Source organism: Pigmentiphaga sp. MLSB6-MA01 (assembly GCF_058793475.1).
In genome coordinates this window covers 65,834-84,110 of the sequence record NZ_JBXAFV010000022.1, presented here as the reverse complement: position 1 = coordinate 84,110, position 18,277 = coordinate 65,834, and the positions used below count along the sequence as shown (strand labels likewise).

Annotated in this window: 16 protein-coding genes; 9 read left to right on the top strand and 7 right to left on the bottom strand. The window is 68.7% G+C overall.

What is annotated here, in order from left to right; all coding sequences use genetic code 11:
* Nucleotides 1-227: 227 nt before the first annotated feature.
* Nucleotides 228-1,007 carry an IclR family transcriptional regulator gene (locus AC1Q6E_RS27135; protein ID WP_152799675.1) on the bottom strand — a complete coding sequence of 260 codons (780 nt, stop codon included), beginning with the start codon at nt 1,005-1,007 and terminating at the stop codon, nt 228-230.
* Nucleotides 1,008-1,300: 293 nt separating this feature from the next.
* Between AC1Q6E_RS27135 and AC1Q6E_RS27130 the strand changes: the two genes are divergently transcribed.
* From AC1Q6E_RS27130 to fghA, 4 genes are all read left to right on the top strand, one after another.
* The gene (locus AC1Q6E_RS27130; RefSeq protein ID WP_296560340.1) at nt 1,301-2,179 is read left to right on the top strand and encodes a tripartite tricarboxylate transporter substrate-binding protein; all 879 of its coding nucleotides are present in this window, start codon (nt 1,301-1,303) and stop codon (nt 2,177-2,179) included.
* A 92-nt stretch (nt 2,180-2,271) separates the two neighbouring features.
* The gene (locus AC1Q6E_RS27125; protein ID WP_492573901.1) at nt 2,272-2,985 is read left to right on the top strand and encodes an HpcH/HpaI aldolase family protein; all 714 of its coding nucleotides are present in this window, start codon (nt 2,272-2,274) and stop codon (nt 2,983-2,985) included.
* Nucleotides 2,986-2,988: 3 nt separating this feature from the next.
* Nucleotides 2,989-3,825: an amidohydrolase family protein gene (locus tag AC1Q6E_RS27120; RefSeq protein ID WP_492573900.1), complete on the top strand. Its 837-nt coding sequence runs from the start codon at nt 2,989-2,991 to the stop codon at nt 3,823-3,825.
* A 161-nt stretch (nt 3,826-3,986) separates the two neighbouring features.
* Nucleotides 3,987-4,832 carry an S-formylglutathione hydrolase gene (gene fghA / locus AC1Q6E_RS27115; protein WP_492573899.1) on the top strand — a complete coding sequence of 282 codons (846 nt, stop codon included), beginning with the start codon at nt 3,987-3,989 and terminating at the stop codon, nt 4,830-4,832.
* A gap of 39 nt (nt 4,833-4,871) precedes the next feature.
* On the opposite strand, the gene AC1Q6E_RS27110 is transcribed toward fghA, so the two are convergent.
* A complete protein-coding gene (locus AC1Q6E_RS27110) occupies nt 4,872-6,185 on the bottom strand; it encodes a sensor histidine kinase (protein WP_296560345.1) in 1,314 nt (437 codons plus the stop codon).
* Entirely contained in the window at nt 6,185-6,883 is a 699-nt protein-coding gene (locus AC1Q6E_RS27105) for a response regulator transcription factor (RefSeq protein ID WP_152799747.1), read from the bottom strand. Before AC1Q6E_RS27105 ends, AC1Q6E_RS27110 begins: the two co-directional genes overlap by 1 nt.
* A gap of 104 nt (nt 6,884-6,987) precedes the next feature.
* Between AC1Q6E_RS27105 and ggt the strand changes: the two genes are divergently transcribed.
* From ggt to AC1Q6E_RS27085, 4 genes are all read left to right on the top strand, one after another.
* Nucleotides 6,988-8,760 (top strand): gamma-glutamyltransferase, encoded by a 1,773-nt coding sequence (ggt, locus tag AC1Q6E_RS27100; protein WP_492573898.1) that lies wholly within the window; start codon nt 6,988-6,990, stop codon nt 8,758-8,760.
* A 183-nt stretch (nt 8,761-8,943) separates the two neighbouring features.
* Nucleotides 8,944-10,539, top strand: coding sequence for a glucan biosynthesis protein G (locus AC1Q6E_RS27095; RefSeq protein WP_492573897.1), 1,596 nt, complete (start codon nt 8,944-8,946; stop codon nt 10,537-10,539).
* 4 nt (nt 10,540-10,543) lie between these two features.
* The gene (gene mdoH, locus AC1Q6E_RS27090) at nt 10,544-12,841 is read left to right on the top strand and encodes a glucans biosynthesis glucosyltransferase MdoH (protein ID WP_492573896.1); all 2,298 of its coding nucleotides are present in this window, start codon (nt 10,544-10,546) and stop codon (nt 12,839-12,841) included.
* A 28-nt stretch (nt 12,842-12,869) separates the two neighbouring features.
* Complete coding sequence (locus AC1Q6E_RS27085; protein WP_492573895.1) at nt 12,870-13,328, top strand: hypothetical protein; 459 nt, start codon at nt 12,870-12,872, stop codon at nt 13,326-13,328.
* Between the two features lie 15 nt (nt 13,329-13,343).
* On the opposite strand, the gene AC1Q6E_RS27080 is transcribed toward AC1Q6E_RS27085, so the two are convergent.
* Genes AC1Q6E_RS27080 through AC1Q6E_RS27070 form a run of 3 tightly spaced genes read right to left on the bottom strand, consistent with a single transcriptional unit; the run spans nt 13,344 to nt 15,991 of the window.
* A complete protein-coding gene (locus AC1Q6E_RS27080) occupies nt 13,344-13,655 on the bottom strand; it encodes an AtuA-related protein (RefSeq protein WP_296560353.1) in 312 nt (103 codons plus the stop codon).
* 25 nt (nt 13,656-13,680) lie between these two features.
* Complete coding sequence (locus AC1Q6E_RS27075; RefSeq protein WP_152792464.1) at nt 13,681-15,027, bottom strand: acyclic terpene utilization AtuA family protein; 1,347 nt, start codon at nt 15,025-15,027, stop codon at nt 13,681-13,683.
* A gap of 4 nt (nt 15,028-15,031) precedes the next feature.
* Nucleotides 15,032-15,991 (bottom strand): Bug family tripartite tricarboxylate transporter substrate binding protein, encoded by a 960-nt coding sequence (locus AC1Q6E_RS27070; protein WP_152792463.1) that lies wholly within the window; start codon nt 15,989-15,991, stop codon nt 15,032-15,034.
* A gap of 103 nt (nt 15,992-16,094) precedes the next feature.
* On the opposite strand from AC1Q6E_RS27070, the gene AC1Q6E_RS27065 reads away from it, so the two are divergent.
* On the top strand, nt 16,095-16,985 hold the full coding sequence (locus AC1Q6E_RS27065; protein ID WP_152792462.1) for a LysR family transcriptional regulator: 891 nt from the start codon (nt 16,095-16,097) through the stop codon (nt 16,983-16,985).
* 7 nt (nt 16,986-16,992) lie between these two features.
* Here the strand turns inward: AC1Q6E_RS27065 and AC1Q6E_RS27060 are convergent, their stop codons facing one another.
* Nucleotides 16,993-18,192 carry a multidrug effflux MFS transporter gene (locus AC1Q6E_RS27060; RefSeq protein WP_152792461.1) on the bottom strand — a complete coding sequence of 400 codons (1,200 nt, stop codon included), beginning with the start codon at nt 18,190-18,192 and terminating at the stop codon, nt 16,993-16,995.
* Nucleotides 18,193-18,277 lie beyond the last annotated feature (85 nt).

Genomic DNA, 18,277 nt, shown 5'->3' with positions numbered 1-18,277 from the left:
CAAGGGCGCAGCTGTTTGAGGACGGCTTTCGGGGTAGCCCAGTGGGCTACCCCGGTCCGAGTTCTGCGCCCGCCCCGTCCACCCTGTCCCCACCGGGAAGTCCCGCGCAGTGGGACCGGCTCCGCTGCGCCCCGCCCGCCCCCCGGCCCCGGCGCCCCGGACAAGACCGGGTAAAGAACATGAATGTCGATTCCGCCCAGGAGCCTCCCGCAAGGAACGGCCCAGGGTCATCCAACGGCCCTGGCGGGCAGCGCGACGATATTGGGCGCGCTGGCGATCCGCCTCGACACCTCCCTTCCGGCCTCGATCACGCGCTCGGCGATGGCGCCGAACGCGACGGGGTCCACATGCGACGTCGACGCGGCGACCGCCAGGCTGCCCAGCACATCGCCCGCGCCGTTGAACAAAGGCGCGGCGATGGACACGATGCCCGCGTTGTACTCCCCCGTGGTCATCGCGTACTCCGCCTGCCTTATCTGCTTGAGCGCCTGCTTGAAGCGCTCCCAGTCCGCGCCCAGGCCGACCGCGGCGATGCTCTTGCGATGCTTGGTGAAGATCACCCGCAATTGATGCAGCGGCAGATAGGCCAGGATGATCTTCGCGGACGCCCCCGCCACCAGCGGGCGACGCTGCCCCCGGCTGAACAGCTCGGGCGGCGCATGTTTGCCGAGTGCCTGCTGCACGCACATGATGGACTCGCTGAACAGGATGCACAGCAAGGAGCTGTGTCCCGTCTCCTCGGTCAGTTGCTGGATCACGGGCGAGCCGGCGATATAGACCGGATCGCACAACCGCATGGTCCGGTCCAGTTCGGGAATGCGCGGGCCCAGCACATAGGAACCGTTGGCCACCCTGGCCAGCAAGCCCCCCGAATGCAACGTCTTGAGATACCGGTAACAGGTCGAGGCCGGCGCGCCGGAATACCGGATCAGGTCCTCCGTCGTCCACACCGGCGCCGCGGGCGTGAACACGTCGAGCAAGCTCAGCATCTTGTCCAGACTGCTCATGACCGCTCCATTCTCTGCTGGTCCGCCAATAAACGAAAGTTTCTCATATTGATGTACAAATTAACGGTTCCATGCAAGAATCAGGCTGAGAATACGACGCGCCGCCCTTTTTTTCACGGCCGCCCCTCCGTGCCGCGCACCCCGGCCTGCCAACCGGCGCGGCGCGCATCGCACAACACTTAGAACGCCCCACGGAGACTCAGCCCATGAACAAAGCGGCCGCCGCGATTTTTCTATTCATTCTACATTTCGGTAATCTTTCATGGGCCCAGTCCCCCTGGCCCAGCAGGCCGGTGAAGATCATCGTTCCCTTCGCGCCAGGATCGTTCACCGACACGGCCGCCCGGGCTGTCGCGGTGGAACTGGGCAACCAGTTGGGCCAACCGTTCGTCATCGAAAACCGCGGCGGCGCGGGCAGCACCATCGGCACCGACGCGGTCGCGAAAGCAGCGCCCGACGGCTATACCTTCTTGCTGACCGACAACTCGTTCGCGGTCTCGGCGGCCCTGTACAAGGCACTGCCCTACCACCCCGCTTCCGACATTGCCCAGGTGGCGCTGGTCGCCGACGCTCCCGCCGTCCTGGCCGCGCGCAACGGCTTGAAGACGCGCACGCTGCGGGACACGGTCGAGTTCGCCCGCAAGAACCCGGGCACCCTGAACTTCGGCTCGGGCGGCCAGGGGTCGTCGGCCCATCTGGCGATGGAGGCCTTCCTCCTGCAGAATGGCCTGAAGATGGTCCACGTGCCCTTCAAGGGAGTCGCCGAGGCCATGACGGAAATCGCCGCCGACCGCATCGACGTCGGCATCGGCAGCGTGGGCTCCACGGTCCAGCACATCAACGGCAAGCGCCTGTTCGCCCTGGCTGTCAGCGGCACGCAGCGCAACCCCATGCTGCCGGACGTCCCCACCTTCGCCGAGGCCGGCTTTCCTGAGTACGGCATGATGTACTGGTTCGGCGTCATGGCGCCGGCCGCGGTGCCGGCCGCCATCGTCGAACGCATGAACCAGGAAGTCGGCAAGGCGGTCAAGACCGACAGGGTAGCCAAGACCTTCGCGTCCGCCGGCGTGACGACCGTCGTGGCGCCAGCCGCGGTATTCCGGCAGCGCGTGACGGACGAGATCGCCACGTGGAAGGATGTCATCGCGCGCGCGCACGTCGAGGCCCAATAATGACGCCCCCCCGGACATCCCCGCTGAAGGACAGGATGCGTGGCCAGGACCTCGTGCTGTGCATGGCGCTCCGGCAGGCCAGGACGGCCGATATGTCCATGATTGCGGCCGCCTGCGGCTTCGACGCGGTCTACGTCGACATGCAGCACAGCACGATAGGACTCGATGCCGTCTCGTCCCTGTGCGCCGGCGCGCTGGCCACCGGCATCGCGCCGCTGGTCCGCCTGCCGGGCCTGGACATGGACCTCATGCAACGCGTGCTGGACGGCGGCGCCCACGGCGTATTGCTGCCCGGCATCGAATCGGCAGACCAGGCGCGGGCAGCCGCGGTGGCGGGCCGCTACCCCCCCGCCGGCACCCGCTCGGTCATGGGCCCCACGCTCGGGACGCTCTACCGGCCGCAGGATGCCGCCAGGGTCAACGGCGAAACGCTGATGATCATGATGCTGGAATCGCCCGGGGCGATTTCCCGGGCCGACGAGATCGCCGCCGTGGACGGCGTGGACATGCTGCTGATCGGCTCCAACGATCTCTGCACCGCCATGGGCATTCCGGGCCAACTGCACCATCCCGACCTGTTCAAGGCGTATGAGACCGTCGCCGCGGCATGCCACCGGCACGGCAAGACCCTGGGCATAGGCGGCATCCGCGGCGACATCGCGCTACAGAAGCGGCTGGTGGCGCTGGGCGCCCGCTTCCTGATCGCCGGCAGCGACGTGACCTATCTCATGGCTGCCGCGCGCAAGGACGCGGCGGACATCCGCCAGGCCCTGGCGCATCAGCCTTCCTCTCCAGACCTTTCCTGACTCATGACCATTCTTCACGCCTGCGATACCCACTTCCATGTCTTCGGCCCCGCGGACCGCTATCCGTACGCGGGCCAATTGCGCTACGACCCGCCGCAGGCGGATCTGGAAGACTACCTGGGCGAGGCCAACGCCCTGGGTTTCTCCCGCTACGTCTTCGTGCAGCCCAGCGCCTACGGCCAGGACAATCGCTGCATGCTCGAGGCCATGCGCCGCATGGGCCCGGCCTGCCGCGGCATCGTGGACCTGCCCGACGACGCCCCCGACGAACAACTGGCCGACCTTCATCAGTTGGGCGTGCGAGGCGTGCGGATCAACGTGAACCCCATCGCACAGCCGGCCTCCGGCCTGGCCGATGCGCTCATCCCGCGCATCAGGCGCTGGGAGACCCGCTGCGCGGCCACCGGCTGGCAGCTCGACTTCCTTGGCCCGGGATGGCTGACGCGCGAGCTGCTGCCCACCATGGCCTCGCTCAGGCTACCCTTCACCGTGGCGCACCTGGGCATGAACCTGGCGGCCGATGGTGCCCGGGCACCGGGATTCCAGGCGCTCCTGGACCTGCTTCGCCACGGCGACGGCCTTTGCTTCGTCAAATTGACCGGCAGCTACCGCATCTCGAAGGCCCCGGGCTTCGGCGACATCGCCCCCATGGTCCATGCCCTGCTGGAGGCGGCGCCGGACCATCTGATCTGGGGCAGCGACTACCCCCATCTGTCGTTCCAGGAAAACAGCTCGGCCGACCTGTTCAAGCTGTTCACGTCCTGGGTGCCCGACGCCTTGCTGCAGCACCAGATTCTTGCCGCCACGCCGGCGAGGCTCTACGGCTGGGAGAGCGCCTGACGGCCCTGGGCGGGCGGGGCCCGGCACCCGGGCCGGCTTGTCGATGGGCGGCGATTCCTGTTAGCCTCGCGTGCCGGGACGCGAGCCAGGCCCTCGCGCGTACCCGAAAGACTCACCGCCCCGCCGCCGGCCGTCGCGCCGGACGGCCGCAAGGACTCCACATGCCCGAACTGATCAGCCTGCACCAGTGTTTCGGTGGCCAGCAGCGCTTCTACCGCCACGACTCCTCCACCATCGGCCTGCCGATGCGTTTCTCGGTCTTCCTGCCCACCCACGCCGAAACCGGGCCCGTGCCGGTGCTGTTCTACCTGGCCGGCCTGACCTGCACCGAGGAAACCTTCATGATCAAGGCCGGCGCGCAGCGCTTCGCGCAGCAGCACGGCCTCATGCTGGTGGCACCGGACACCAGCCCGCGCGGCGCGGGCCTGCCGGGCGAAACCGACAGCTGGGATTTCGGCGCGGGCGCCGGTTTCTACCTGGACGCGACCCAGGAGCCCTGGCAGCGCCACTACCGGATGTACAGCTACATCGTGGACGAACTGTTCGGACTGGTCACCTCCGAACTGCCGGGCGACCCGGCGCGCGCCGGCATCTTCGGCCATTCCATGGGCGGCCACGGCGCCCTGGTCCTGGCCCTGCGCAACCCGGGCAAATTCCGTTCGGTCTCGGCCTTCGCGCCCATCGCCCATCCTGTCGACTGCCCGTGGGGACACAAGGCCTTCGGCAATTACCTCGGCCCGGACCGCGAGGCCTGGAAACGCTACGACGCCACCGAACTGATGCGGACCTCACGCCAGCCCTTCCCCGGCGGCATCCTGGTCGATCAAGGCCTGGCCGACCAGTTCCTGGCGTCGCAGCTGCGGCCGGAAGCCTTCGAGGCCGCCTGCCGCGACGCCGGCCAGCCGCTGGAGCTGCGGCGCCATGCGGGCTACGACCACGGCTACTACTTCATCTCGACGTTCATGGAAGAACACATGGCCTTCCATGCCAAGGCGCTGGGCGCCTGAGCCTCCGCGGCCGTCCCGCGCGGACGGCCGTGCCGCTCTTCAGGACACCACGAGGGTAGCCCCCTCCCCGAAACACAGCAGGAAGCGGGTACCCCGTTGCAGTTCATCCGTGCTGGACACGACCGCCAGGCGCCAGCCCTGGATGTCGCACACCCGCTTGGCGATCGCCAGCCCGAGTCCGCGCTGGATACCCGCGCCGCCTTCCACCGGCACCTGGCTGTCGCGCAGCCGACCGCTGTAGTAGCGCTCGAAGACGAACGGCTGGTCGCCGGAAGCAATACCAGGACCGTTGTCCGCCAGGGCCAGGCATTCGCCGGCCCAGCTCGCGGTCAGCGTGGCGGGCGCGGCATGGTCGATGGCATTGCGCACGAGATTGCGCAGCACGATCAGCAGGGCGTAGCGATCGAGCCTGGCCACGGCCATTTCGGGAATGTCGTTGACCAGGAGCAGGCCCGCCCGGTGCGCGCGCTCGGCCAGGCCGCTCCAGGCATCGTCCAGGCAGTCCCGCAGCGCGACCTCGGTGCGCGGCCCCGCCTGCGCGCTGCTGATGGCGCGCGCCGTCTCGAGCGTGGAGGCGATCTCGTCCACCGCGTTCACGATGCGCGTCAGGCGCAGGCCCGCCTGCGGAGGCGGCTCGGACTCCAGGGCGATCAACTCCGCATCGGTCCGGATGCTGGTCAGCGGCGTGCGGATCTCATGGCTGAGGTTGGCCGAGAATTCGCGCTCCTGGGCAATGGACTGGTCCACCTTGTCCTGCATGCGATTGAACGCCTCGAGCAAGCGGCCCGCCTCGTCGCTGCGCACGACCTTCATGCCGGGGTTGCCGGGCGCCCACGATTCGATCCGGTCGGTCACTTCCACCATCGAGCCGACGACACGGCCGGCCAACGCGCGGGCGGTCCAGTATCCCAGCAGCGTGCAGGCCAGCCAGAGCCCCAGCAGGATGGCGCCGAACTCGTAGACCCGGTGCTCGTTGTCGGTCGCGTCGTACCGCAGGTACACCCGCCCTTTCGTCGAGTCGGCCACCGCCACGTGCCAGACCTCGCCCTCGGTGTTGAGCTGGTACTGCCCCGGGCCCAGCCTGGCCAGCACGCGTGGTACGTCCCCGTTCGCCCCTACCCAGGCGTGCAGGCCGGGACCGAGCAGGATGTCGCCCCCGGTCCACACCGTTTCGCCCGCCTCGAGGCGATGCACGAGCCGTTCGGCCTCGGTCAGCACGATCTGGTCGACGATGCGGTCTTCCTGCTGGTCCAGCACCAGATAGGCGACGACGGCCTGCGCCGCCACGAACAGGGAAATGGCGAGCGTCAGCGCCCAGATGACCCGCTGCTTGAGCGTGGCGGGACCAGCCATCAATCACGCCCCGGGCCGCCGGACAAGCGATACCCCACGCCGTGCACCGTTTCCAATCCGTCGAAGCCCGCTTCGGACAAGGCCTTGCGCAGCAGATGGATCTGGCTGCGCAAGGCATCCTTTTCCGGCACGTCGCTGCCCCACAGGGCGCTTTCCAGGTCGGCGCGCGACACCACCCGGCCCGGATCGCGGATCAGCACCTCGACGATGCGGCTGGCCTTGGGCGTCAGCCGCACCGGCCGCTCCATCACGCGCACCTCGCGGGTACGGGCGTCGTAGGACAGCTCGCCGAAACGGCGCACCGGATTGGCGACCTGCCCCGAGGCGCGATTGAGCAGCGCCCGCACGCGGGCCTCGACCTCGGCCAGCGCGTACGGCTTGGTCACGTAATCATCGGCGCCATGGCCGAAGGCATCGAGTTTCTGCTGCAGCTCGTCGCGCGCCGTCAGCAGCAGCACCGGCGTCGCCTGGTGCAGCTCCGCGCGCAGGCGATGCAGCACCGTCACGCCATCGATCCCGGGCAGGCCGATGTCGAGCAGGACGGCATCGAAACAGCCGGCGCCGAGCCGGTACAGCGCGGACGGGCCGTCGTAGGCGACGTCGACGACATAGCCCTTGGCCTCGAAATAGGCGCACAGGTTGGCCGAGATCGTCATATCGTCTTCGACGATGAGCACACGGGGATGGGGCGTCGTCATGGAACCGGAGTAAGGACGGGTTTCCAAGTGTAAGCCGCTTTGCCGCGGTCAATGGTAAGGTCGCGGTCTGGCTGGCCCAAAGCCATCGCAAGGAAGCTTCATCCATGACCTCGCTCGTTCGCGCCTCGCGCCTGCTCTGGCTGGCCTGTGCCGCGCTCGCCACGGCGGTCCGGGCCGCCGCCCCCGACCCGGGCATCGACCCCAATCCCGAGGCGCAGACCGCCTACCTGCCCAAGCAGGCCGTCATGGGCCGCCAGTTCATGGCGGCCACCGCCCACCCGCTCGCCACCCAGGCCGCCTACCGCGTGCTCGAGCGGGGCGGCAGCGCGGTCGACGCGGCCATCGCCGCGCAGATGATGCTGGGCCTGGTCGAGCCGCAGTCCTCGGGACTCGGGGGCGGCGCGTTCCTGGTCCACTACGATGCCCGCCAGGACCGGGTCACGGTCTTCGACGGCCGCGAGACGGCGCCGGCCGCGGCGGACGCCAGCCGCTTCATGCAGGGAACCCGGCCCATGCGCTTCGACGATGCGGTCGACAGCGGCAAATCGGTCGGCACCCCGGGCCTGCTCCGGGCCCTGGAACTGGCGCACCGCCGGCATGGCAGGCTGCCCTGGCGATCGCTGTTCGACGACGCGATCGACCGCGCTCGCCAAGGCTTTCCGGTCTCCCAGCGGCTGGCGGCCCTACTGCGCGACAACGGCCGGCTGGCCGCCCAGCCCGCCGCCCGCGCCTACTTTTTCCACACCGACGGGTCGGCCGTGCGCGAAGGCGAACAGCTGCGCAATCCCGAACTCGCCCGCACGATGACGCGTATCGCCCGCGAGGGCGCCGACGCCTTCTACCGCGGGCCGCTGGCCCGCGCCATGGTCGAGGCGGTGCGCGCGCATGCGCGGCCCGGCGACCTGTCGACCGGGGACCTGGCGCGCTACGAGGCGCGCGAACGCGCGGCGCTGTGCGGCCCCTACCAGGCCTATGTCGTATGCGGCGCGCCGCCGCCCGGCTCGGGGGGACTGGCCGTGCTGCAGATGCTGGCGCTGCTGGACGCCACGCCCATCGCGCAGGCCCGTCCCGTTTCGCTCGCCGCGGTGCACTACTTTTCCGAAGCAGGACGGCTGGCCTATGCCGACCGCGACCGCTATGTTGCCGACCCCGACTTCGTCGACGTGCCGGTGGCCGCCCTGCTCGATCCGGCCTACCTGGCCCGGCGGTCGGCGCTGATCGCGGCCGACCGCTCCATGGGCCGGGCCGAACCGGGAGAGCCCGTGCGCGGCGCGCTGGCCCGCCATGGCGCCGACGACACGCCCGCCCTGCCCTCGACCACCCACCTGTCCATCGTCGACGCCCAGGGCAACGCCGTGGCCATGACCTCCACGATCGAACAGGCCTTCGGCAGCAAGATCCTCGTGGCGGGCTTCCTGCTCAACAATGAGTTGACGGACTTCGCCCTGTCGCCGCGCGACGGCCAGGGCGTGCCCGTGGCCAACCGGGTCGAACCGGGCAAGCGCCCCCGCAGCACCATGGCGCCGACCATCGTGCTGCGCGCCGGCGGCGCAACCCCGCGGCTGCGGCTGGTGGCGGGCTCGCCGGGGGGCAGCGCCATCGCCAACTACGTGGCGCAGGTGCTGCTGGCCAACCTGACCTGGGACCTCGACATCCAGACCGCCATTGACCTGCCGCATTACGGCAGCCGCAATCGCGCCACCGAACTGGAAAGCGACCCCCGGCTGGAAAGCCTGATCCCCGCCCTGCGCGCCATGGGGCATCCCGTCACGGTCTCGTCCATGCCCAGCGGACTGCACGGCATCGAGGTCCTGAGCAACGGGCTGCTGCGGGCCGGCGCGGATCCGCGGCGCGAAGGCACCGCGGCGGGGCGCTGAACATGTGCCCCAAACCCGGGCCCCGGGGAACCAATTCGGTGAAAATGGCGTCAACCCTGGTCCGGCTGACGCAGCGTGGCTACATCCAGTAGTACATGCGTGCGCCCGGAGCCCCCCGGGGCCGCCCATACCCTCTAAAATCTCCGTTTCAGCCTTCCAGGCCACGCCGGACATCCAAGATCCGTGACTGACACCTCCCTTTCTTCCGCAAGGGTGCGCTCGTTTGCCGCCCGCATGCTCCTCTCGGCCCTGGCATTGTCGGCAGGCCTTCTCGCCGCCGCCCCCGCCGGTGCCTTCGATTTCTTCGATGTCTCCCGCCGGGCCAAGGAGCTCGCGGGCGAAAAATACAAGGCGCCCACCAGCCATCTGCCCAAGGAACTGCGCGACCTGAAATACGCCGAATACCAGCAGATCCAGCCCAAGCGCGACAAATATCTGTGGGCCGACGGCCGCACCGCGTTCCAGATCGCCTTCCATCACCAGGGCATGGCCTTCGACCTGCCGGTCAAGATCAACGAGATCGATGCCGAAGGCGTCCGCGAGATCAAATACGACCCCGCCGATTTCGACTTCGGCCCCCGCCAGGTCGATGCCAAGCTGCTGCGCGGCCTGGGCTTCGCCGGCTTCCGCATCCTGTACCCGCTGAACGACCCGGCCAAGCGCGACGACGAGCTCGCGTCGTTCCTGGGCGCGAGCTACTTCCGCGTGGTCGGCAAGGGCCAGGTCTACGGCGTGTCGGCCCGCGGGCTGGCCATCGACACCGCGGTACCCTCGGGCGAGGAGTTCCCCCGCTTCCGCGAGTTCTGGATCGCCCGCCCCGCCAACAACGACAAGCACGTCGTGATCTATGCCCTGCTGGATTCGCCCCGCGCCACCGGCGCCTACCGGTTCACCATCACGCCGGGGGAGGACTCCCTGGTCGAGGTCCGGTCGCGCGTCTACCTGCGCGCGCCCGTCGCCAAGCTCGGCATCGCCGGCATGGCCAGCATGTATCTCTACGGCTCGACCCAACCCTCCGGCACCGCCAACTACCGGCCCGAGCTGCACGATTCCGACGGCCTGTCTTTCCACGCCGGCAATGGCGAGTGGCTCTGGCGGCCGCTGAACAACCCGCGCCGCCTGGCCAACAGCTCATTCATGGTCGAGAATCCGCGCGGCTTCGGCCTGCAGCAGCGGGCCCGGGATTTCCGCCAGTACGAAGACCTGGACGACCGCTACGACCTGCGTCCCACACTCTGGGTCGAACCCACCGGCAACTGGGGCAAGGGCCGGGTGGAACTGGTCGAGATCCCGACCGCGGACGAAACCAACGACAACATCGTCGCGTTCTGGGTACCCGAACACCAGCCCAAGCCTGGCGCGACGCTCGAAATGAACTACACGCTGCGCTGGACACGCAACGAGGCCGGGCTGCAGGATCCCAAGCTGGCCCGCGTGCTGCAGACACGGCGCTCGGTGGGCGAGACGCGCGGCACCGACCTGATCCGCCGCCCCGACGGCAGCACCGCGTTCCTGATCGATTTCTCCGCCCCGGCCCCCGCCAAGTCCAAGGACCCGCCGCTGCCCGTCTCGCTGAACTTCTCCACCGGCGGCAACGCCGACGTGCTGGAGAACAGCCTGCGCCGCAATCCGGTCACAGGCGGCTGGCGCGTCACGCTGCGCATCAAGGTCAAGGACCCGGCCAAGCCGGTCGAGATGCGGGCGGGCCTGGTCAACGGGCAGAACGCTGTCTCCGAGACCTGGAGCTATCAGTTGCCAGGCTATGAAACGGGCGAGTGATCCCATGTCCGCGGCGATCGAGAACGATGCCCCTCGCGCAAGCGAGGCCGACAACCAGGAACAGACCCTGCTCGAGGCCTACGGCCCCGAGCTGGACGAATACGGCGTCATCCACCGCGACGAAGCCGGGCGCCTGTGCATCCAGACCGCGCCGGCCATCAGGCGCTCCTCCATGGTTCCCGAGCCCTGGGTCACCAACCCCTTCGTGCGCGGCTGGCGCCGCGTGCAGGGACAGATGCACAAGACGCGCGCCGAGCGGCTCGCGCGGCCGCCCGAACCACGCTGGAAGATCGCCGGCCGGCTGCGCCGGCTGACGCTGCTGGTGGCCGTGCTGGCGCAGACCGCCGTCGCCACCTGGTACATGAAGGCCGTGCTGCCCTACCAGGGCGGGCAGATCCTGGAAGTCGCGATCCTGCTGCTGTTCGCGCTGCTGTTCTGCTGGGTCTCGGCCGGTTTCTGGACCGCGCTGATGGGTTTCCTGCAATTGCTGATGGGACGCGACCGCTACAGCATCTCGGCCTCCGTGGCCGAAGGCGTGCCGATCTCGGCCGGCACCCGCACCGCCCTCGTCATGCCCATCTGCAACGAGGACGTCGGCCGGGTGTTCGCAGGACTGCGCGCGACCTACGAGTCGGTCGCGCGGGCCGGCGTCCTCGACAAGTTCGACTTCTTCATCCTGAGCGACAGCTACAAGCCGGACAACTGCGTGCAGGAACAGCGCGCCTGGATCGAGCTGTGCAAGACGGTGGAAGGCTTCGGCCGCATCCACTACCGGCGGCGCCGGCGGCGCGTCAAGCGCAAGAGCGGCAACATCGACGACTTCTGCCGGCGCTGGGGCGGCGAGTACGACTACATGGTCGTGCTGGATGCCGACAGCGTGATGAGCGGCGAATGCCTCAAGCGCCTGGTGGTGCTGATGGACGCCAACCCCGAGGCCGGCATCATCCAGAGCGCGCCGCGCGCCTCCGGCATGGACAGCCTGTACGCGCGCGTGCAGCAGTTCGCCACGCGCGTCTACGGACCGCTCTTCACGGCCGGCCTGCACTTCTGGCAATTGGGCGAATCCCACTACTGGGGCCACAACGCCATCATCCGCCTGGAGCCCTTCATCCAGCATTGCGCGCTGGCCCCCCTGCCCGGCAAGGGCAGTTTCGCCGGTGCCATCCTGTCGCACGACTTCGTCGAGGCGGCGTTGATGCGGCGCGCCGGCTGGGGCGTCTGGATCGCCTACGACCTGCCGGGCAGCTACGAGGAACTGCCGCCCAATCTGCTGGACGAATTGCAGCGCGACCAACGCTGGTGCCAGGGCAACCTGATGAACTTCCGGCTGTTCCTGATCAAGGGCCTGCACCCAGTGCACCGCGCGGTGTTCCTGACCGGCGTCATGTCCTATCTGTCGGCGCCGCTGTGGTTCCTGTTCCTGGCGCTGTCCACCGCGCTGCTGGCGGTCCACACGCTGACCGAGCCGCAGTATTTCGTGACGCCGCACCAGCTCTTCCCGATCTGGCCCCAATGGCATCCCGAAGAGGCCATCGCGCTGTTCTCGACCACGGCGGTGCTGCTGTTCCTGCCCAAGATACTGAGCGTGCTGCTCGTGTGGGTGAAAGGCGCGCGCGGCTATGCCGGGTCGGGCAGGCTGCTTTGGTCCATGCTGCTGGAAGTACTGTTCTCCATGCTGCTGGCGCCGATTCGCATGCTGTTCCACACCCGCTTCGTCGTGGCGGCGTTCCTTGGCTGGAAAGTGCAGTGGAAGTCGCCGGCCCGCGCCAACAACGAAACCCCCTGGCGCGAAGCCTTCCGGCGCCACGGACTGCAGACGCTGCTGGGCGTGTGCTGGGGCCTGCTGGTGGCCTGGCTGAATCCGAACTTCCTGTGGTGGATGATCCCGATCCTGGCTTCGCTGCTGCTGGCGATTCCGCTGTCGGTGATGTCCAGCCGGGTCAGCCTGGGACGGGGCGCCTTCGAGGACGGACTGTTCTGCATTCCCGAGGAAACGTCCCCCCCTCCCGAACTGCACGACACCGCGCGCTACAACGAGCAGAACCAGGCCCGCCCCGCCCCCGGCTTCATGGACGCGCTGATGGATCCCGCCGCCAACGCGCTGGCCCGGGCCTTCTCCACCGGCCGGCACCTCCCCGGCCATCCGCTGATCGAGGCGGCGCGCACGCAACTGGTCGACGAGGTACTGGAAAAGGGCCCCGAGCGCCTGCCGGATCCCACACGCATGCGGCTGCTGGACGATCCCGAAGTCCTGGCCCGCGTACACCGGGCCCTGGCCCCGCCCCCGGCCCTCCCGGCCTGATCCCCCACTCCCCTGAACGGACGCCGCCATGCAAGACAGAACAACGAAGACAGCAACGCTGCGGCGACTGGGCGCATGCCTGGCGGCCTGCCTCGCCTTCGGCGGCGCGGGTGCGGCGCAGGCGCAGTCCGCGGCCGACATGGACACGCGGCTCGACACCCTGTTCGGAGAACACACGTCATATCGCGGCTTCTTCGACCACCTGAAACAGGCCGTCGCCGCCGCGGACAAGCCCGCGGTGGCCGCGATGGTCGACTACCCGTTCCGGACCCGGATCGACGGCAAGGCCGTGACGATACGCGATGCCGGGCACTTCATCGCGGACTACGACCAGCTCATCACGCCCAAGGTCAGGGCAGCCGTGTCCCGCCAGGCCTATCCCGAGCTCTTCGCCAACTGGCAAGGCATCTCGATCGGATCGGGCGAGATCTGGTTCGGCGGCGTGGGCAAGCGCAACGACGTGAAGATCACGGCCATCAACCACTGACGGCCGCATTCTCCCTCAAACGGGCAGGTCGATGTCCAGCATCAGGTAGGACAGCGTCTTGCCGTGCGCGTCGCGCGCCAGCGAGATCGTCACGCCGCCGCCCAGCGCCCCTTCGATGACGAAGTTCAGCGCGCGCAGGCGCGGCAGCTCGTAACGCGTCACCGGCCCGCTGGCCAGGTGCGCGTAGGCGCTCATGACGCGCTCCTCGGTCAGTTCGCGGCGCAGGATGTCCCAGGCCGCCGGGTCGTAGGCGATGACCGAGACGTTCGAAGTGTTGCCCTTGTCGCCGGCGCGCGAGTGGGCCAATTCATGGACCTTGGTGCTCACGGGACGCTCCTCCGTTTCTGTTCGTTCACGGTCGCTCCTCGATGACGACCTCGGGATGGACCAGGTGGCGCGGCAGCAGCAGCGAACGCACGCCGATCACCTCGCGCAGCGACTCCAGCGTGCCGCCGCCCCCCGCCGGACCGTTGACGTTGAGCGTGCGCATCTCGAATCCCACCGCCTGCGCGGCCTTCTTGTCCGGACTGCGGGCCGCCACGCGCAGCCGCACCTCGTAGGGCTCCGGGCGGCCCGCGCCCATGCCGTGCAGGCTGCTCATGCCGATGTAGTCCACCCGTATCTCCGGATACGAGAATCCGCGCAGCTTGAGCCGCTCGCGCACGATCTGCTCGGACAGGCGCGCCCGGGCCACGGCGTTGGGACCGGCATAGCCGACCTCGCCTTCGCCGATCCAGCCGTCGTGATAACCCACCACGACCTTGTAGGTATCGGTGCGCGGCGCCGCGCGCGTGCCCCGGAAGCCGACCCGGTCGGGCCCCAGTTGCTCGAACTCGGCCTCGGTGATGTCCAGCACGCAGTCGGGCGTGATGTAGCGTGCCGGGTCGTGGATCTCGTACAGTGCCTGCTCGGTGCAGGTCGCCACGTCCAGGCGGCCGCCCGAGCCCGCGACCTTGCCGAGCCGGACCGAGCCATCGGCATCGACGTCGGCGTAGGGAAAACCGATGCGGGCCATGTCCGGCACGTCCTTCTTGCCGGGATCGGCGAAGCAGCCCCCGGTCAGTTGCGCGGCACACTCCAGCAGGTGGCCGGTGAAGGTGCCGGCGGCCAGGCGGGGATAATCGTCATAGGACCAGCCCAGCCCGTGCAGCATGCAGCCCACGAACATCGACGGATCGGCCACGCGTCCGGTCACCACGATCTGGGCATCGCGGGCCAGCGCCTCCCGCACGATGTCCGCGCCCAGGTAGGCGTTGGCGGCTGCCATGCGCGGCAGCAGAGACTCCACGGGTTCGCCGGTGTCCAGCAGCCGAAGCTCGGGATGCGCGCGCACGATCTCGGTCACGTCATCGCCCACCACCGCCGCCACCACCGGCGGCGGCAACCCCAGCGACAGCGCGTCGCGCCGGATGACGCGCGCCGCGCCCAGCGGATTGGCCGCCCCCATGTTGGTGACGATGCGTATGCCCGCCTGCATGCACGCGGGCAGCACCATGCGCAGGCGGTCCCGCATGTAGGGCGTGTAGCCCGTCTCGGGATCCTTGAGCCGGGACAGCGTCTCGCGCGCGATGGTCCGCTCGGCCAGGCATTCGAAGACCAGGTAGTCCAGCTCGCCACGTTCGGCCAGCTCCAGCGCCGGTTCGAACCGGTCGTCGGAAAATCCCGCACCGGCGCCGATGCGCACGCGCGTCTTGGTCATGGATTCACTCCGGCTGAATATTGGCCGCGCGGATGATGCGGGCCCATTTTTCCGACTCCGCCGCCTGGAAGGCGGCCAGTTCGGCCGGCGAACTGGTGGATACCTCGGTGCCCGTCTTGGCCATCAACTGCGCCATCTCGGGCGAACGCACGGCGTCGATCAACAGCTTGTTGAGCGTGGCCGTGACCTCCTTGGAGGCGCCGCGCGGCAGATAGGCGGCGGTCCAGTACGACATCTCATAGCCCTTGAGCCCGGCCTCGTCCAGCGTCGGCACCTCGGGCAGCATGGACAGGCGGCGCGGGCTGGTCGCGGCCAGCGCGCGCAGCTTGCCGCCCTGGACCAGCGTGATCGCCGACGTCGTGTCGACGAACACGACGTCGATCTGGCCGCCCATGAGGTCGTTCAGCGCCTGCGGATTGCTCTTGTAGGGCACGTGGGTCAGTTCGACGTTCGCCAGTTGCTTGAACAGTTCGCCCGCCACCTGGCTGGAGGAACTGCCGCTGCCGAAGTTGAGCTTGCCCGGCTGCTTGCGCGCGAGGGCGACGAAATCGGCCACATTGCGCGCCGGGAAGTCGGCGCGCACCACCATGATCTGGTAGCCCTTGCGCAGCAGCGCGACCGGCGTGTAGTCCTTGACCGGGTCGTAGGGCAGATGCTTGAACAGATGCTGGTTGGCCGCATGCGTGGTGTTGGTCGTCAGCAGCATCGCGTAGCCGTCGGGCGGCGCCGAGGCGACCGCCTGCGCCGCGATGAAGCCATTGGCGCCGGGCTTGTTCTCGACCACCACCGTGACATTGGCCGCCGCCGTCATGGCCTGGCCCAGCACCCGGGCCACCTGGTCGGTGCCGCTGCCGGCCGCGAACGGCACCACCATGCGTATCGGTTGCGAGGGATAGGGCTGGGCCGAGGCGGGGCTGGCCAGCGCGCAAGCGAGCACGGCAAGCGGAATCAGACGGAATGTCATGGCGTCTCCTGGGGTTTTACGGAGCAGTGTAGGGAGCCACTTGTAATATGAGAAGTGCATTTATCATATTGATTTAATGCATTTTCATTATCAATTGCGCGCCATGCGATCGACCCTGACCGTACATGAACTGGAAGCCTTCCTGGCCGTGGCCGAGCTGCGCAACTTCCGGCTGGCCGCCGAACGCGTCCACGTTTCGCAGCCGGCGCTGAGCCGGTCCGTCCAGTCCGCCGAACACAAGCTCGACGCCCGGCTGTTCGATCGCAACACACGGCGCGTGGAACTGACTCGCGAGGGCGAGGAACTCCTGCCCATCGCCCGCCGCATCGTGGCTGAGTTCCACGACTCGCTCAGCGACCTGTCCGAATTCGTGGCCGGCCGCCGCGGCCGCATCGCCATCGCCTGCCTGCCGTCCGCCGCCGCGGCGCTGCTGCCCCGGGCCATGTCGGTGTTCCAGGCCACCCATCCGCGCGTCACGATCGCGCTCGAACCGGTATCGGCGGAATTCGTGCGGACGCGGGTCCTGGATGGCAGCGCGGATTTCGCCATCTCGGTGGCGCCGCCGCGCCAGGACGGACTGGCGTTCGAGCCCCTGATCAGCGACGAATTCGTCTGTGTGTGCAGCCGCGACGATCCCCTGGCTTCGCGCCGGCGGGTGTCCTGGTCAGTGCTGGCCGACAGGCCGCTGGTCGCCAGCGGGCCCGCCAGCAGCATCCGCCAGATCGCGGACCGGGTCATGACGCAGTGCGGCCTGGCCATCCAGGCACGCTACGAATGCGCCAACATCTCGGTCGTGGGCGCCATGGTGGCGGCGGGCCTGGGCATCGCCGCCATCCCCCGGCTGGCGCTCCGGCTGATCGACATGTCCGCGCTGGCCGCCATTCCGCTGGCCAGCCCCGGCGTCTCGCGCGAGATGGGTATCCTGACCCGCAGCGGCCGGTCGCTGCCGGCGGCCGCGGGCAGCTTTCTGGATGTGTTGCGCCGCCAGGTCTGAAGCCGCGTCAGGCCCGTGGTCCGGCGGCCGGCGCCGCCCGCGCCCGGCTGCCCGCCTCCCAGAAACCCAGGCCCGCCGCCAGCAGCAAGGCATGGGTCCAGGCCAGGCCCGCCGCGCTGCCGAACACCAGTGGCGCAACCAGGCCCGAGACCAGCGCGAACAGCGCCATCTGGATGAAGCCCTGCATCGAGGCCGCGAGGCCCCGCATCGCGGGGAAGATGCTGAGCGCGATCACGGTCATGCTGGGCGAGGCCAGCGACAGGCCGAAGGTATAGAACACGAAGGGCAATACCGCATAAGGCACGGCCGCCGTGAACAGGCTCGTATAGAGCACGGAAAGCAGCACGCCGAACCCCATGACCAGGAACCCCAGCCGGACCATGCGCTCGGCCGGGACACGGTGCGCATAGCGGCTCGCCGCGGCCGAGCCCAGCATCAGCCCGCCGACCATGGGCACGAACAACCACGCGAACGCGGTCTCGGGCAGGTGCAGGATATCCATGATGTAGGCCGCGGCCGACCCCACGTACAAGGGCAGTCCGCAGAATGCCAGCCCGATCCCGGCGGACATCATCATGAAACGGGGACTGGCCACTGAGCGCCGATAGTTGGCGGCGATGCTGCGCAGGTCGAACGGCGTGCGGGCGGCCGGCGGCAGCGTTTCGCGCAGGACCTGACGGCTGACCGTCCACAGGCCCGCGCCGAACAGGGCCAGCGCCCAGAACACCGACCGCCATCCGAGCGTGGCCTGCAACCAGCCGCCCAGGACCGGCGCCAGCGCCGGCGCCAGGCCGAACACCATGGTGATCATGGCCATCATCCGCTGCGCCTCGCCGCCCTGGAACTTGTCCTGCACCATGGCGCGCGCGATGACCATGCCGGCACCGGCGCACAAACCCTGCAGCACCCGCACCGCCACCAGCATGCCGATGCTGGTGGACAACGCGGCCAGGACCGAGGTCAGCGTGAACAGCACCAGCGACACCAGCATCACCGGCCGCCGGCCGAACGAATCCGACAAGGTGCCGTAGAACAGCGTCATGACACTCATGCCCGCGATGTACAGGCTCAACGTCTGCTGCACCGCCAGCGGCGTAGCATCGAAGGCGGCGCCGATCGCGTGGAACGACGGCAGGTAGGCATCGATGCCCAGCGGTCCGACCATGGTCAGCAGCGCCAGCACGATGGTCAGGGTATGTCTGGGCATGGGAGACCTATCGGAATGGCCGCCTATTCTACTCGTTTCAATCAGATTGATTGAGGGTTAACCCTTAAAATCGACGCATCTTGGC

What these genes read in the sequence shown, in the direction of transcription:
- mdoH (WP_492573896.1), top strand. Translation starts at nt 10,544, where the DNA reads ATGTCCGCGGCGATCGAGAACGATGCCCCTCGCGCAAGCGAGGCCGAC.
- AC1Q6E_RS27135 (WP_152799675.1), bottom strand. Translation starts at nt 1,007, where the DNA reads ATGAGCAGTCTGGACAAGATGCTGAGCTTGCTCGACGTGTTCACGCCC.
- AC1Q6E_RS27060 (WP_152792461.1), bottom strand. Translation starts at nt 18,192, where the DNA reads ATGCCCAGACATACCCTGACCATCGTGCTGGCGCTGCTGACCATGGTC.
- AC1Q6E_RS27120 (WP_492573900.1), top strand. Translation starts at nt 2,989, where the DNA reads ATGACCATTCTTCACGCCTGCGATACCCACTTCCATGTCTTCGGCCCC.
- AC1Q6E_RS27070 (WP_152792463.1), bottom strand. Translation starts at nt 15,991, where the DNA reads ATGACATTCCGTCTGATTCCGCTTGCCGTGCTCGCTTGCGCGCTGGCC.
- AC1Q6E_RS27085 (WP_492573895.1), top strand. Translation starts at nt 12,870, where the DNA reads ATGCAAGACAGAACAACGAAGACAGCAACGCTGCGGCGACTGGGCGCA.
- ggt (WP_492573898.1), top strand. Translation starts at nt 6,988, where the DNA reads ATGACCTCGCTCGTTCGCGCCTCGCGCCTGCTCTGGCTGGCCTGTGCC.
- AC1Q6E_RS27105 (WP_152799747.1), bottom strand. Translation starts at nt 6,883, where the DNA reads ATGACGACGCCCCATCCCCGTGTGCTCATCGTCGAAGACGATATGACG.
- AC1Q6E_RS27065 (WP_152792462.1), top strand. Translation starts at nt 16,095, where the DNA reads ATGCGATCGACCCTGACCGTACATGAACTGGAAGCCTTCCTGGCCGTG.
- AC1Q6E_RS27075 (WP_152792464.1), bottom strand. Translation starts at nt 15,027, where the DNA reads ATGACCAAGACGCGCGTGCGCATCGGCGCCGGTGCGGGATTTTCCGAC.
- AC1Q6E_RS27125 (WP_492573901.1), top strand. Translation starts at nt 2,272, where the DNA reads ATGTCCATGATTGCGGCCGCCTGCGGCTTCGACGCGGTCTACGTCGAC.
- AC1Q6E_RS27110 (WP_296560345.1), bottom strand. Translation starts at nt 6,185, where the DNA reads ATGGCTGGTCCCGCCACGCTCAAGCAGCGGGTCATCTGGGCGCTGACG.
- fghA (WP_492573899.1), top strand. Translation starts at nt 3,987, where the DNA reads ATGCCCGAACTGATCAGCCTGCACCAGTGTTTCGGTGGCCAGCAGCGC.